This is a genomic window from Pseudomonas sp. VS40 (assembly GCF_018587885.1).
GTDB classification, from domain to species: domain Bacteria; phylum Pseudomonadota; class Gammaproteobacteria; order Pseudomonadales; family Pseudomonadaceae; genus Aquipseudomonas; species Aquipseudomonas pergaminensis.
On the sequence record NZ_JAGYWD010000003.1, the window covers coordinates 1 to 13,009 of the forward strand.

Here is a 13,009-nt window from a genome sequence, read left to right on the forward strand (position 1 = left end):
CGAATTCTACAGCGTTACACGCTGCTGTCAACACCTCTTTTTCTCCGCTTTCGACCGAGAAGATCGAAACGTTAATAGAGCCAACAACACTGCTCTACCAACTCCTTCTGGGCTTCGATGATCTGAAACAAGTCGCTGTCGAATTCTGCGTAACCCTTTGTTTACCAAGGAGTTTTCCGTTTCGACTGCGCCGGAAGTGGGGCGAATTATAGACTTCCAGGATCTGCCGTCAACCCTTAATTTTACTTTTCTATCAATTAGTTAGAGTTGATTAAAAAACCATCAATAGAGAGCCGGTTATGCCCTCTATATAGAAGAAGGGATTCAGATAACGCCCGCAGCCTTCAATGCGACCACATTCGCCACACCCAATCCCAACACCTCTTGAAGCACCTTGGCCGTGTGCTCCCCCAGCAGGGGAGGCGCACTACGGTACTCCACAGGCGTTTTGGACAGCCGTATCGGACTGGCAACCTGAGGCACCATCCCTGCCAAGGCATGAGGTAACGCCATCGCCAGCCCACGCGCCTTTACTTGGGGATCGGCAAACACCTGCGCCAAATCGTTGATAGGCCCACACGGCACTCCAACCCGCTCCAACTGTGACACCCACTCAGCCGTCGTCTTGAATACCGTCGCCTGACGAATCAACGGGATCAGCTCCGCCCGATTGGCCACCCGCACCTTATTAGTAGAGAAGCGCGGATCATCCGCCCACTGTGGCTGCCCAGCCACTTCAGCAAACTTGCGAAACTGCCCGTCATTACCCACCGTCAGGATGAAATCACCGTCGGCCGTGGGAAAGTCCTGGTAAGGCACGATATTCGGATGCGCATTACCCAAGCGCTTTGGCGGCACGCCCGTTGTCAGGTAATTCATCGCCTGATTGGCCAGGCATGCCACCTGCACATCCAGCAACGCCATATCGATGTGCTGCCCACCACCGTCATGGTCCCGATGGGCCAGTGCCGCCAGTATTGCCACGGTCGAGTAAAGCCCCGTAAGGATGTCAGTCAGCGCCACGCCCACCTTCACCGGCCCAGCGCCATCCTCCCCCTCGGGCCGGCCGGTCAGACTCATCAGCCCGCCCAACCCCTGAATCATGAAGTCATAGCCCGCACGCGCCGCATAAGGCCCTGTCTGACCGAAGCCCGTGATCGAGCAGTAGATCAGCTCCGGATTGATCTCCTTGAGCGACTCATAATCCAAACCATACGCTGCCAGGCCGCCCACCTTGAAATTCTCGATCAAAATGTCCGACTTGGCCGCCAGCTCACGTACCAGCGCCTGCCCCTCAGGCCGCGTGAAGTCGATTGTCACCGACTCCTTATTGCGATTGGCCGACAGGTAATACGCTGCCTCGCTAGTGTTCTCGCCATAAGCATCCTTAAGGAAGGGCGGCCCCCAGGCGCGCGTGTCGTCGCCACTGCCCGGCCGTTCGACCTTGATTACCTCAGCCCCAAGATCCGCAAGGATCTGCCCGGACCAAGGGCCCGCCAGTACTCGCGATAAATCCAGTACCCGCAGATGCGAAAGCGCGCCCATGCCGTGCTCCTATTAATAGAACGCCTGAAGACCGGTTTGCGCACGCCCCAGAATCAAGGCATGCACGTCATGAGTACCTTCATAGGTATTGACCACCTCCAGGTTGACCAGATGACGCGCCACCCCGAATTCGTCGGAAATACCATTGCCGCCCAGCATGTCCCGAGCCATGCGCGCGATTTCCAGGGACTTGCCACACGAGTTGCGCTTCATGATCGAAGTAATCTCAACCGCAGCCGTGCCTTCGTCCTTCATGCGCCCCAGGCGCAGGCAGCCCTGCAAGGCCAAGGTGATCTCAGTCTGCATATCGGCCAGCTTTTTCTGGATCAACTGGGTAGCCGCCAACGGACGCCCGAACTGATGACGATCGAGCGTGTATTGGCGAGCGGTATGCCAGCAGAACTCAGCAGCGCCCAACGCGCCCCAAGAGATGCCATAGCGTGCAGAGTTAAGGCAGGTGAACGGCCCCTTCAAACCACGCACGTCCGGGAAGATGTTCTCTTCCGGCACAAACACGTTATCCATGACGATCTCGCCGGTGATGGAAGCGCGCAGCCCGACCTTGCCATGAATCGCCGGAGCGCTCAGGCCCTTCCAACCTTTCTCCAGGACAAAGCCGCGGATATCACCGGCATCGTCCTTGCCCCACACCACAAACACATCCGCGATCGGGCTATTGGTGATCCACATTTTTGCGCCTGTCAGGCTATAACCACCTTCCACCTTGCGCGCACGGGTAATCATCGCGCCTGGGTCGGAACCATGGTTAGGCTCTGTCAGACCAAAGCAACCGATCCATTCGCCAGAAGCCAGCTTCGGCAGGTACTTCTGTTTCTGCGCCTCGGTGCCGAACTCGTTGATCGGCACCATGACCAGTGACGACTGCACACTCATCATCGAGCGATAGCCGGAGTCGACACGCTCGACCTCACGGGCAATCAATCCATAACTGACGTAGTTCAAGCCGCTGCCACCGTACTGCTCGGGGATCATCGCACCGAGCAAACCGGTCTCGCCCATCTCGCGGAAAATGGCAGGGTCGGTCTTTTCATGGCGGAAGGCTTCGAGCACACGCGGCGCCAACTTGTCCTGGGCGAACTGCTCAGCACTGTCGCGCACCATGCGCTCTTCTTCGGTGAGCTGTTGATCCAGCAGCAGTGGATCGATCCAGTTGAAGCTTGCCTTGCCAGCCATGAATAAGTCCTCGCGAAAGAATCAGAAGTCGTGGAAGCAGCCTAGGCCCGGCAAGCGCAGAGGGCAAACGAGGTTTCTGCATAGGGTTGTGCTAATTTCTCACTTCGAAGCAGCAGAAAATGGCGCATATGCGCCTTGGCAAGTGAGGACACGGTATATGCGCAGAAAAATTCCCAGCACCACCGCTCTTGTCAGTTTTGAAGCGGCCGCCCGCCACGAGAGCTTTACCAAAGCGGCGCAGGAGCTTTCGATCACTCAAGGTGCCATCTGTCGACAGATCGCCAGCCTTGAGGAATTTTTAAGTGTCGAGCTGTTTCGCCGCTCACGGCGCGGGGTAAAGCTGACGGAAGCGGGGCTGTCCTATAGCCGTCGCGTCGCCACGCAATTGGATGCGGTAGAGCGCGACACGCTCTCCGTCATGGGCCAGCAGGGCGCTAACACCATCGAGCTGGCCGTGGTCCCGACGTTCGGCACTCAGTGGCTGATACCTCGCCTCAAGGACTTCCAACGCCAGCATCCTGAAGTCACGGTCAACCTCACGAACCGAACACGCCCCTTCCTGTTTGCCGACACCGAATTCGACGCCGCAATCTACTTCGGCGATGCCGACTGGTCCGGCACCGAGTCCCATCGACTGATGGGGGAAAACCCCGTTCCTGTGTGCAGCCCTCGGCTACTGGGTAACCGCACGCAGTTCAGCCCCCAGGACATCGCAGAACTGCCGCTCCTGCAGCAAACCACCCGACCCTATGCGTGGCGCCAATGGTTCAACGCTCAGCAACTGAACATCCCCCGCGACATGACAGGTCCGCGTTACGAGCTATTCTCGATGTTGTCCCAAGCCGCCATGCATGACATGGGCATCGCCCTAATACCCCCGTTCCTTATCCAACGTGAGCTGGAGGAGGGCCAACTGGTGGTCGCGAGCCCCGAAGCGCTGAGCAGCTCGAAGGCTTATTACCTGATGATTCCTGACAAAAAGGTCGAATCCGCGTCATTGCATGCATTCCGGGACTGGCTGGTCGACCAGTCCAAGCGCTATAGCCCTGGTATTTAAAGGACAAAAGCCATTTGCTGACTTTGTAGTCAGTAATTATTTACACCTACAGATATACATATATGTCGCATTTAAGCAGACTGTATCTGTCAGTCGAAAATAAGGCTCAAGGCCATGATCTACTTGGCTTCTAGCGACTAATACAAGCCAATGGCCGACTATTCACACCAACGATGACAAAAGATTGCAAAAGCGCCTTCAGCCCTTTAAGCCCATGTATTTGAAGCGGTTATTACCGAGTGTTGCGACAATCAGTCACAGGGTGACTTGTAGTTAATTTTTCGTCACCCGTCATAATCCCTTGATGGCCGTAAAGTTCGCCTGCAAAATGCCGCGCCCCGCTGTCATTTCAGCGGGATCGTGCTGATCGGCCGCCCCAGTTGCGCCACTCGCGGTGCACTGGCCTTTTTACAAAAAGATCAAAAGCAAAAAGATCATGCAGGAGATTTGACGTGCACATTGGTGTTCCTCTCGAAACCCAGACCGGTGAAACGCGGGTGGCTGCCACCCCGGAAACCATCAAGAAGCTGATCGGCCAGGGCCATAAGGTCACTGTACAAAGCGGCGCAGGCATCAACGCCAGCATCGTCGACAGTGCCTATGTAACGGCAGGCGCAACCATCGGCAGTGCCGGCGATGCATTTGGCGCCGAGCTGATTCTCAAGGTGGTTGCCCCCAGCGACAGCGAACTGGCGCTGATCAAAAGTGGCACCGTGTTGGTGGGCATGCTCAATCCGTTCAGCAACGAAACCATCGCCAAGCTCGCCGAACGCGGCATCACCGCCTTTGCGCTCGAAGCGGCTCCACGCACCTCGCGTGCCCAGAGCCTCGACGTGCTGTCGTCCCAGGCCAACATCGCCGGCTATAAAGCCGTGTTGCTCGCCGCTCATCACTACCCGCGCTTCATGCCGATGCTCATGACGGCGGCCGGTACGGTTAAGGCGGCACGCGTGTTGATTCTCGGCGCCGGCGTTGCAGGCCTGCAGGCGATTGCCACGGCAAAACGCTTGGGTGCCGTGATCGAAGCTTCTGACGTACGCCCGGCGGTAAAAGAGCAGATCGAATCTCTAGGCGCCAAGTTCGTCGACGTGCCCTACGAAACCGATGAAGAACGCGAGTGCGCCGTCGGCGTCGGTGGTTACGCCCGTCCAATGCCGACCAGTTGGATGCAGCGCCAGGCCCTGGCGGTTCACGAGCGCGCAAAGCAGGCCGACATCGTCATCACCACCGCCCTGATTCCCGGCCGTAAAGCACCGACCTTGCTCAGCGCCGACACCGTCGCGCAAATGAAGCCCGGCTCGGTAGTGATCGACCTCGCAGCCGCCCAAGGCGGCAACTGCCCGCTGACGGTCGCCGACCAAGTCGTCGTGGAAAACGGCGTGATCATCTGCGGCCCAACCAACCTGGCCGGTGCCGTCGCTGCCGACGCGTCAGCTTTGTATGCGCGCAACCTGCTGGACTTCCTGAAGCTGGTCTTCACCAAGGAAGGGCAGTTTGAAATCAACCTCGAAGACGACATCGTCGCCGCGTGCCTGATGTGCCGCGACGGCCAAGTCATCCGCAAAAACGCCTAAGCAGGGATTCAGACGATGGAAGAGCTTATCTCCCCCGGTATCTACAACCTGATCATCTTTGTGCTGGCGATTTATGTCGGTTACCACGTGGTCTGGAACGTCACGCCCGCGCTGCACACGCCGCTGATGGCGGTGACCAACGCCATCTCGGCAATCGTGATCGTCGGCGCCATGCTGGCCGCCGCACTGACCGTGACCCCGTTGGGCAAGACCATGGGCACCCTGGCTGTAGCACTTGCAGCGGTCAACGTGTTCGGTGGCTTCCTGGTGACGCGCCGCATGCTTGAGATGTTCAAGAAGAAAGCCCCGAAAGTAAAAGAAGAGGCGCCGAAGTAATGAGCATGAATCTGGTCACGACGCTCTACCTGATCGCGTCGATCTGCTTTATCCAGGCACTCAAGGGCCTGTCACATCCCACCACTTCGCGACGCGGCAACGTGTTTGGCATGCTCGGCATGGCGCTGGCGGTGCTCACTACCGTGGGCCTCATTTATAAGCTCGGCGCCGAGCTGGCCACCGCCGGCATCGGTTACGTAATTGTCGGCCTGCTGATCGGCGGCACTGCCGGTTCGATCATGGCCAAACGTGTAGAAATGACCAAGATGCCGGAGCTGGTGGCGTTCATGCACAGCATGATCGGCCTGGCTGCGGTGTTCATCGCCATTGCCGCGGTGGTCGAGCCGCAATCGCTGGGTATCGTCAAACACCTGGGCGACGCGATTCCTGCGGGCAACCGACTGGAGCTGTTCCTCGGTGCGGCCATCGGTGCGATTACCTTCTCTGGTTCGGTGATTGCGTTCGGCAAGCTGTCGGGCAAATACAAGTTCCGCCTGTTCCAGGGCGCACCGGTACAGTTCGGCGGCCAACATAAACTGAACCTGGTGCTCGGCCTGCTGACCCTCGGCCTCGGCCTGGCGTTTATGTTTACCGGCAACCTGACTGCCTTCGCCCTGATGCTGGCTTTGGCCTTCGTGCTGGGCGTGCTGATCATCATCCCGATTGGCGGCGCCGATATGCCAGTGGTCGTGTCGATGCTCAACAGCTACTCCGGCTGGGCAGCGGCAGGTATCGGTTTCTCGCTGAACAACTCGATGCTGATCATCGCCGGCTCCTTGGTGGGCTCCAGCGGCGCGATTCTGTCCTACATCATGTGCAAGGCGATGAACCGTTCCTTCTTTAATGTACTGCTCGGCGGCTTCGGCAACGCGCCGGATGCGGGTGCAGCGGCGGGTTCTAAAGAAGCACGCCCGGTCAAATCCGGCTCGGCTGACGACGCTACCTTCCTGCTGACCAACGCCGACACCGTGATTATCGTCCCGGGCTACGGCCTGGCGGTGGCGCGGGCGCAACATGCGCTCAAGGAACTGACGGAAAAGCTGACCCATCATGGCGTCACGGTGAAATACGCGATCCACCCGGTAGCAGGCCGTATGCCTGGGCACATGAACGTACTGCTCGCCGAGGCCGAAGTGCCTTATGACCAGGTGTTCGAGATGGAGGACATCAACTCCGAGTTCGGCCAAGCCGACGTGGTGCTGGTACTGGGCGCGAACGACGTGGTCAACCCGGCCGCGAAGAACGACCCGAACTCGCCGATTGCCGGCATGCCGATCCTCGAGGCGTTCAAGGCCAAAACCATCATCGTCAACAAACGCTCGATGGCCAGCGGCTATGCCGGTCTGGATAACGAGTTGTTCTACCTGGACAAGACCATGATGGTCTTCGGTGATGCCAAGAAGGTCATCGAAGACATGGTCAAAGCCGTCGAGTAACCCTGCTTCAGCGCAATACTCGAAACCCCGGCCTCCAGTAGGCTGGGGTTTTTTATTACCGCATGAAACCCGACCAAAGGCTCTAAATCGCTGCCTGGCATTCGACCATGGTAGCGGGCCGAAATTTTTTGAAATCACTAAACTGCGCACCTTGCTTCCGTAGCCTGAGATAAGAATCCATGTACCGTGATCGCATCCGCTTGCCTTCGTTGTTGAACAAGGTCATGAGCGCGGCAGACGCCGCCGCACTGATCGAAGACGGCATGACCGTTGGCATGAGCGGCTTCACCCGTGCCGGTGAAGCCAAGGCCGTCCCCCACGCCCTGGCCGAACGCGCCAAGACTTCCCCGCTGAAAATCACCCTGATGACCGGCGCCAGCCTGGGCAATGACCTGGACAAGCAATTGACCGAAGCCGGCGTGCTGTCACGGCGCATGCCGTTTCAAGTCGACAGCACGCTGCGCAAGGCGATCAACGCCGGCGAGGTAATGTTTATCGACCAACACCTGTCGGAAACCGTCGAGCAACTGCGCAACAACCAGCTCAAGCTGCCGGACATCGCGGTGATTGAAGCGGTCGCGATCACTGAACAAGGCCACATCGTTCCCACCACGTCCGTAGGCAACTCCGCCAGCTTCGCGATTTTCGCCAAGCAGGTGATCGTCGAGATCAACCTGGCACACAATCCAAATCTGGAAGGGTTGCACGACATCTATATCCCGACCTACCGGCCGACGCGCACGCCCATCCCTCTGGTGAAAGTCGACGACCGTATCGGTAGCACCGCCATTCCGATCCCGCCGGAAAAAATCGTCGCCATTGTCATCACCAACCAGGCCGACTCCGCCTCGACCGTGACGCCGCCCGACAGCGACACACAGGGCATCGCCAACCACCTCATCAACTTCCTAAAGCAGGAAGTCGACGCAGGCCGCATGACCAACAAGCTCGGCCCGCTGCAGGCCGGGATCGGCAATATTGCCAACGCTGTGATGTGCGGGTTGATCGAGTCACCGTTCGAAGACCTGACCATGTATTCGGAAGTGTTGCAGGATTCAACCTTCGACCTGATCGACGCAGGCAAGCTCAGCTTTGCTTCGGGCAGCTCGATCACCTTGTCAGAGCGACGCAATGCCGACGTGTTCGGCAACCTGGAACACTATAAGGACAAGCTGGTGCTGCGCCCGCAGGAGATCTCCAACCACCCTGAAGTGGTACGTCGCCTGGGCATTATCGGTATCAACACCGCGCTGGAGTTCGACATCTACGGCAACGTCAACTCCACCCACGTCTGCGGCACGCGGATGATGAATGGCATTGGCGGCTCCGGGGACTTTGCGCGCAATGCGCACCTGGCGATCTTCGTCACCAAGTCGATTGCCAAGGGCGGGGCTATTTCCAGCGTCGTGCCCATGGTCAGCCATGTGGACCATACCGAGCATGATGTCGACATCCTGGTGACCGAAGTCGGACTCGCCGACCTACGTGGCCTGGCGCCACGGGAACGGGCCCGAGTGATCATCGACAACTGTGTGCATCCGGCTTACCGCGATGCGCTGAACAGTTACTTCAATGCCGCCTGCGCAATCGGTGGGCACACCCCGCACATCCTGCGCGAGGCACTGAGCTGGCACATCAACCTGGAAGAAACCGGGCACATGCTCAAGGCGTGATTGGTACAGATTCGGGCTGATGCAAATACAGTTTCATCAGCTCGGCTGCGCCGGCCGTACTTATTGAAAAAACTGTACTGCTGTACCGGTCATTTCCTACTGAAATATCCTACTAGCCAGACCAAAAACACCCATTTCGCACTATTTGAGTGCAGACAGGTACAGTTGCCCCATTTCTGTACAGTACAGCGCCTATAAACAGTTAACTGGCCCCTCACAATACAGGTGAACTGTATCTAGAGAGTCTTGCGCCGGAAGAGGATCATTGGCATCAGTTAAACCACTACCTAATCCCGCCACAAGCGGAAGGATGTCATCATGGAACGTACACTCAGTTCCGAACTGTTTTTCGAAGAAAAAGCTGTAAACACCCAGGCCTCCCTGCCTCTGCGCGTTATCGCCAACCTGATGTTGTGGCAGCGCCGCATCTCCAGCCGCCACCAACTGGCTCGCCTGGATTCGCGTCTGCTGGCTGATGCAGGCATTAGCGAAGCTCAACGCTACGAAGAGCTGAGCAAGCCGTTCTGGCGCTGATTTAGCGCTCGCTGGCCCTGACCTGACGGGTCCACTGCCAGCAACCTGATTTGTCAAAACACAGCCCGCCCCGGGTAACCGGAGGCGGGCTTTGTTGTTTCTGGGATTCAAGTCCTCAGTGCGAAAACAGAAGCGCTTTCTGGAGACCGGTACAGTTTAAAAAATACTACAGTTGAGCAGTACAATTTAACTCTGGTGTATCTGTATCGGTTCCACTGCCTAACCCAACATGGCGTTCCAAGACCTCATGAAAGGGACTCTCCATGGACACACCTTCTGTCTTATATAAGCGGCTTCTGCAACGCACTGCCGCCACGCTGGCCAAATGGCTGCGCCAGGCCTATGAACGACGCCAATTGTCGAAGCTTGATACGCGGGAACTGTCCGACCTGGGCATCAGTCATGGCGATCGCATGGCTGAAATATCCAAACCGTTCTGGCGTGACTAGGCAGTCATGGCGCTTCCCGAACGGATAAACGGCAGCTTAATATCCAGTCACCACGTGGCGAGGCGCCTGGTACAGGCGTCTGATCCCCAATGGCTGCCCTGCGCCACCTTATCCGTTCATCTACAGGAGTCACCCCATGTCCCGACTTCGCCTGCTGAGTGCTGCCGCCCTGTTGGTCCTGGCAGCCAACGCCAATGCGACCAGTTTCATCGTCACCACCGACTCTATCGTCGGCGCGCTGAAAGCCACCTCCGACGCCAGCTCCGATGCCACCTCGTCCCTGCGCGACAACAAGGTTGTGCGCGCCGCGCGTGACGACGCAGCCAGTTTTGTCGCCAGTGAAGGCGCCATCCGTGGTGTGAAACTGGAAAGCGCCCTGGCACAGATCCGCCAGCAAGCGCCGCAACTGAACACTGCGACTGACGCGCAACTGGCCCAGGCCATCCTGGCCATCTGAAGATAGCCGTGATGCCTGGGCGCTGGCTCTCGCCCGGGCATTACGCTAGCCTTGGCGCTCGTTTTCAGTTGTCGAGTCCCATGGCTTTTTCATACCGCCTTCTAGTAGTCCCTGTATTGTTTTCCTGCGGCTGGTCACCATTGGCTTCTGCCTTTGACCTCACCACCCAGAGCACCGTCGTGAGCGCGTACGCCACCAGCAAAGTGACCTCCGCGCCCTTCGACAGAAAAGTGATAATGGCCGCCCAGGATGACGCTGCCGCGTTTATCGCCACTGACGGCCAATGGCGGGGGGCACGGCTGGAGTCAGCGCTGGATTATCTGCGCCGCAGCCAGCCAAAACTTAACGCCAGCGACCTTGAACTGGCGCAAGCAATTCTCGTCCAATAATCATCTTTGTATTCCTTATTTGTATTGGAGTTATCCCATGCGTAGCCCGCTGATCGCCGCCACCCTTGGCCTGCTGTTATTGGCCGACGTTGCCCAGGCGCATACCCTGGTGGCCACCAGTAACATCATTGTTCGCGCCTCTGGCCGCACCATTGATTTCACCTCGGACACCACCACCTCGATCCGCGACTCCAAAGTGGTACGCGAAGCCCACGACGACGCCGCCAGTTTCGTCGCAACCAACGGTGAAATCCGTGGCGCGCACTTGGAAGCGGCCTTCGACACCCTGCGTACACGTCTGCCGGAAGCCCGCGACGCCAGTGACCAGACCCTCGCCGAAGCCATCCTCGCACTGTGAGGCGCATTGCCGCCTGGCTCCTGGCCGGGACTGTGCTGCTGTGTGCCAGCGCAGCCCAGGCCAGCCTGCAACTACGGCTCAAGACCGAGGGTCTGAGTCCGGCTGAACAGCAGGCCAGCCAGGCGTTGCTCGACGAAGCCATGCACTCTTTACCGCCGCGCTTCATCGAACAATTGGACCGGCGCATCGATGTCGGCTGGACCGACAAGATGCCCGAGAACGCCTACGGGCAAGCCTCCCTGGTGTCCGAGCTGGACCTCAACCGCAATCTGCTGGCCAGCCTGACCGACGGCAGCGCCGCCACCCAGAAAACCAATCGCCCCCATGGCACCGTGCGCCGCGAAATGCTCGCCACGGTGCTGCATGAACTGACCCACATCTATGACCGTGCGCGCCTGTGGTCCAAGGAAGACCGCGCGCTGATCAATCGTTGCAGCCGGCAGAACAACCTCACCGGCCTAATCGGCCTGCCTGATCAATGCCGCGGCCAGAATGGCCGACGCTTTACCCTCAGCGATGACCCACGCCTGCTGGACCTTGCCGGCTGGCCGCAGTACGTCGGCCGTCGCGGCGAGCGTGAGCAGCACAACCATCAAGTTGCGCGCAGCCCGGACATCTACGAAACCACCAGCCCGCTGGAGTTCGTGGCGGTCAATATGGAGTACTTCCTGTTAGACCCAAGCTACGCCTGCCGACGCCCGGCATTGTTCCGCTATTACCAGGCACACTTTGGCTGGGCCCCGCCGGAGCAGGACACCTGCGCCAGCACCTACGCCTTCCTGAACGCCGGTAATGATTTCGCCAAGACGCCGCTGGGTCATGTGGACCCTGAACGCGTCTACGAAATCGACTACCTGCTGGCCGAAGCCAACCAGAACCTGGTCAGCCGCTGGGGCCACAGCATGTTGCGACTGGTGATCTGTGCGCCGGGCCGCCCGCGTGGGCCGGATTGCCGGCTGGACCTGGACCAGCATCTGGTCTTGTCCTACCGCGCGTTTGTCGGTGACGTACAGCTGTCGAGCTGGGATGGCCTGGTCGGCAAGTACCCATCGCGCTTGTTTGTATTGCCGCTGGCGCAAGTGATCGACGAATACACCAAGACCGAACTGCGTGGGCTGGCCTCTGTACCGCTGAAACTGACCCGCCAGGAAATCAACGACACCGTCGAACATGCCGCCGAGATGCATTGGAGCTATGACGGCAACTATTTCTTCATCTCCAACAACTGCGCGGTGGAGAGCCTGAAACTGCTACGCAGCGGCAGCGCCAACCCGCAACTGACCGGCCTGGACAACATCACCCCCAACGGTTTGCTTGAAGTCCTGAGCGCCCGCGGCTTGGCCGATACCAGCGTGCTGGATGACAAACGCAGGGCGCTGCGCCTGGGGTATCACTTCGACTCCTTCCGCGAACGCTACCAGGCGATGTTCGATGTGCTGCGCAAGCACCTGCCGATCAAACAGACCCAGGTCGAAGACTGGTTGTCTCTGAGTGCCGAGGAACGCCGCCAGTGGTTCGGCCAGGCCGACCTGCGCACCAGTGCCGCATTGTTGCTGCTGGAGCAGGCAAGCTTTCGCAAACAGTTGATGCTGGCCCAGGACGAAGTCAAACAACGCTACCTCGGCGCCCGCGAGCTGAAAAACGGTGGCATGGAGAAAGCCAACGCCACGCTGCAACAAATCCTCGCCAACAGCGGCTTCCTCAGCCGCCCGGCGGAACTGCTGGGCAGTGGCGGCTATGGCCTGCCGCAACCTTCGGAGGCCACACGCCTGGAATCGGAAAGCGCCGAGCGCCAGAAGCAACTGCAATCGCTTACCGGCGAACTGGACAAAGAGGTGAGGGCGCTGCTGGAGCCGTCCCGTTCCGCCGAAATTGCCGCCTGTGAAGCCAACCTGAAGCTGGTGGGCGAGCATTTGCGGACGTTGCATAAAGCGGCTGGCGGCCTGGAGCTCCCCTGAAGGCTTCACGGCAAACACCATTCAAATGTGGGAGCTGGCTTGCCAGCAA

At 58.8% G+C, this 13,009-nt stretch carries 14 protein-coding genes; 12 read left to right on the forward strand and 2 right to left on the reverse strand.

All coding sequences use genetic code 11. The features are described from left to right. Positions 1-212 (forward strand): hypothetical protein (locus tag KHP07_RS09130; protein WP_214497084.1); only part of this gene is annotated, 212 nt, incomplete at its 5' end. Between the two features lie 112 nt (positions 213-324). On the opposite strand, the gene KHP07_RS09135 is transcribed toward KHP07_RS09130, so the two are convergent. Continuing rightward, the gene (locus tag KHP07_RS09135) at positions 325-1,545 is read right to left on the reverse strand and encodes a CaiB/BaiF CoA transferase family protein (RefSeq protein WP_078046275.1); all 1,221 of its coding nucleotides are present in this window, start codon (positions 1,543-1,545) and stop codon (positions 325-327) included. 12 nt (positions 1,546-1,557) lie between these two features. After that, positions 1,558-2,739, reverse strand: coding sequence for an acyl-CoA dehydrogenase (locus KHP07_RS09140; protein ID WP_099493330.1), 1,182 nt, complete (start codon positions 2,737-2,739; stop codon positions 1,558-1,560). Between the two features lie 157 nt (positions 2,740-2,896). Between KHP07_RS09140 and KHP07_RS09145 the strand changes: the two genes are divergently transcribed. The 11 genes from KHP07_RS09145 (at position 2,897) to KHP07_RS09195 (ending at position 12,960) form a co-directional block, all read left to right on the forward strand. Continuing rightward, a complete protein-coding gene (locus KHP07_RS09145) occupies positions 2,897-3,796 on the forward strand; it encodes a LysR family transcriptional regulator (RefSeq protein WP_214497085.1) in 900 nt (299 codons plus the stop codon). Positions 3,797-4,248: 452 nt separating this feature from the next. Continuing rightward, entirely contained in the window at positions 4,249-5,370 is a 1,122-nt protein-coding gene (locus KHP07_RS09150) for a Re/Si-specific NAD(P)(+) transhydrogenase subunit alpha (RefSeq protein ID WP_099493329.1), read from the forward strand. A gap of 15 nt (positions 5,371-5,385) precedes the next feature. Then, positions 5,386-5,706: an NAD(P) transhydrogenase subunit alpha part 2 gene (locus KHP07_RS09155; protein ID WP_003187417.1), complete on the forward strand. Its 321-nt coding sequence runs from the start codon at positions 5,386-5,388 to the stop codon at positions 5,704-5,706. Beyond that, positions 5,706-7,142, forward strand: a complete 1,437-nt coding sequence (locus KHP07_RS09160) for an NAD(P)(+) transhydrogenase (Re/Si-specific) subunit beta (protein ID WP_078046272.1) — start codon at positions 5,706-5,708, stop codon at positions 7,140-7,142. Before KHP07_RS09155 ends, KHP07_RS09160 begins: the two co-directional genes overlap by 1 nt. A 179-nt stretch (positions 7,143-7,321) precedes the next feature. Next, positions 7,322-8,815, forward strand: coding sequence for a succinyl-CoA:acetate CoA-transferase ScpC (scpC, locus tag KHP07_RS09165; protein WP_034110661.1), 1,494 nt, complete (start codon positions 7,322-7,324; stop codon positions 8,813-8,815). 318 nt (positions 8,816-9,133) lie between these two features. Next, positions 9,134-9,349 (forward strand): DUF1127 domain-containing protein, encoded by a 216-nt coding sequence (locus KHP07_RS09170; protein WP_012721550.1) that lies wholly within the window; start codon positions 9,134-9,136, stop codon positions 9,347-9,349. A 263-nt stretch (positions 9,350-9,612) separates the two neighbouring features. Then, positions 9,613-9,798: a DUF1127 domain-containing protein gene (locus tag KHP07_RS09175; RefSeq protein WP_099493328.1), complete on the forward strand. Its 186-nt coding sequence runs from the start codon at positions 9,613-9,615 to the stop codon at positions 9,796-9,798. A gap of 136 nt (positions 9,799-9,934) precedes the next feature. After that, positions 9,935-10,255, forward strand: a complete 321-nt coding sequence (locus tag KHP07_RS09180; protein WP_078046270.1) for a DUF2388 domain-containing protein — start codon at positions 9,935-9,937, stop codon at positions 10,253-10,255. An 80-nt stretch (positions 10,256-10,335) separates the two neighbouring features. Next, the gene (locus KHP07_RS09185; RefSeq protein ID WP_078050845.1) at positions 10,336-10,644 is read left to right on the forward strand and encodes a DUF2388 domain-containing protein; all 309 of its coding nucleotides are present in this window, start codon (positions 10,336-10,338) and stop codon (positions 10,642-10,644) included. A 37-nt stretch (positions 10,645-10,681) separates the two neighbouring features. After that, the gene (locus KHP07_RS09190) at positions 10,682-11,002 is read left to right on the forward strand and encodes a DUF2388 domain-containing protein (RefSeq protein WP_012721546.1); all 321 of its coding nucleotides are present in this window, start codon (positions 10,682-10,684) and stop codon (positions 11,000-11,002) included. Continuing rightward, the gene (locus KHP07_RS09195; protein ID WP_099493326.1) at positions 10,999-12,960 is read left to right on the forward strand and encodes a DUF7844 domain-containing protein; all 1,962 of its coding nucleotides are present in this window, start codon (positions 10,999-11,001) and stop codon (positions 12,958-12,960) included. The genes KHP07_RS09190 and KHP07_RS09195 overlap by 4 nt, the downstream gene beginning before the upstream one ends. Positions 12,961-13,009: the final 49 nt, after the last annotated feature.

Excerpts from the sequence above, each read along its gene's own strand:
- KHP07_RS09135 (WP_078046275.1), bottom strand. The coding sequence starts at position 1,545 with ATGGGCGCGCTTTCGCATCTGCGGGTACTGGATTTATCGCGAGTACTG.
- KHP07_RS09140 (WP_099493330.1), bottom strand. The coding sequence starts at position 2,739 with ATGGCTGGCAAGGCAAGCTTCAACTGGATCGATCCACTGCTGCTGGAT.
- KHP07_RS09145 (WP_214497085.1), top strand. The coding sequence starts at position 2,897 with ATGCGCAGAAAAATTCCCAGCACCACCGCTCTTGTCAGTTTTGAAGCG.
- KHP07_RS09155 (WP_003187417.1), top strand. The coding sequence starts at position 5,386 with ATGGAAGAGCTTATCTCCCCCGGTATCTACAACCTGATCATCTTTGTG.
- KHP07_RS09160 (WP_078046272.1), top strand. The coding sequence starts at position 5,706 with ATGAGCATGAATCTGGTCACGACGCTCTACCTGATCGCGTCGATCTGC.
- scpC (WP_034110661.1), top strand. The coding sequence starts at position 7,322 with ATGTACCGTGATCGCATCCGCTTGCCTTCGTTGTTGAACAAGGTCATG.
- KHP07_RS09170 (WP_012721550.1), top strand. The coding sequence starts at position 9,134 with ATGGAACGTACACTCAGTTCCGAACTGTTTTTCGAAGAAAAAGCTGTA.
- KHP07_RS09175 (WP_099493328.1), top strand. The coding sequence starts at position 9,613 with ATGGACACACCTTCTGTCTTATATAAGCGGCTTCTGCAACGCACTGCC.
- KHP07_RS09180 (WP_078046270.1), top strand. The coding sequence starts at position 9,935 with ATGTCCCGACTTCGCCTGCTGAGTGCTGCCGCCCTGTTGGTCCTGGCA.
- KHP07_RS09185 (WP_078050845.1), top strand. The coding sequence starts at position 10,336 with ATGGCTTTTTCATACCGCCTTCTAGTAGTCCCTGTATTGTTTTCCTGC.
- KHP07_RS09190 (WP_012721546.1), top strand. The coding sequence starts at position 10,682 with ATGCGTAGCCCGCTGATCGCCGCCACCCTTGGCCTGCTGTTATTGGCC.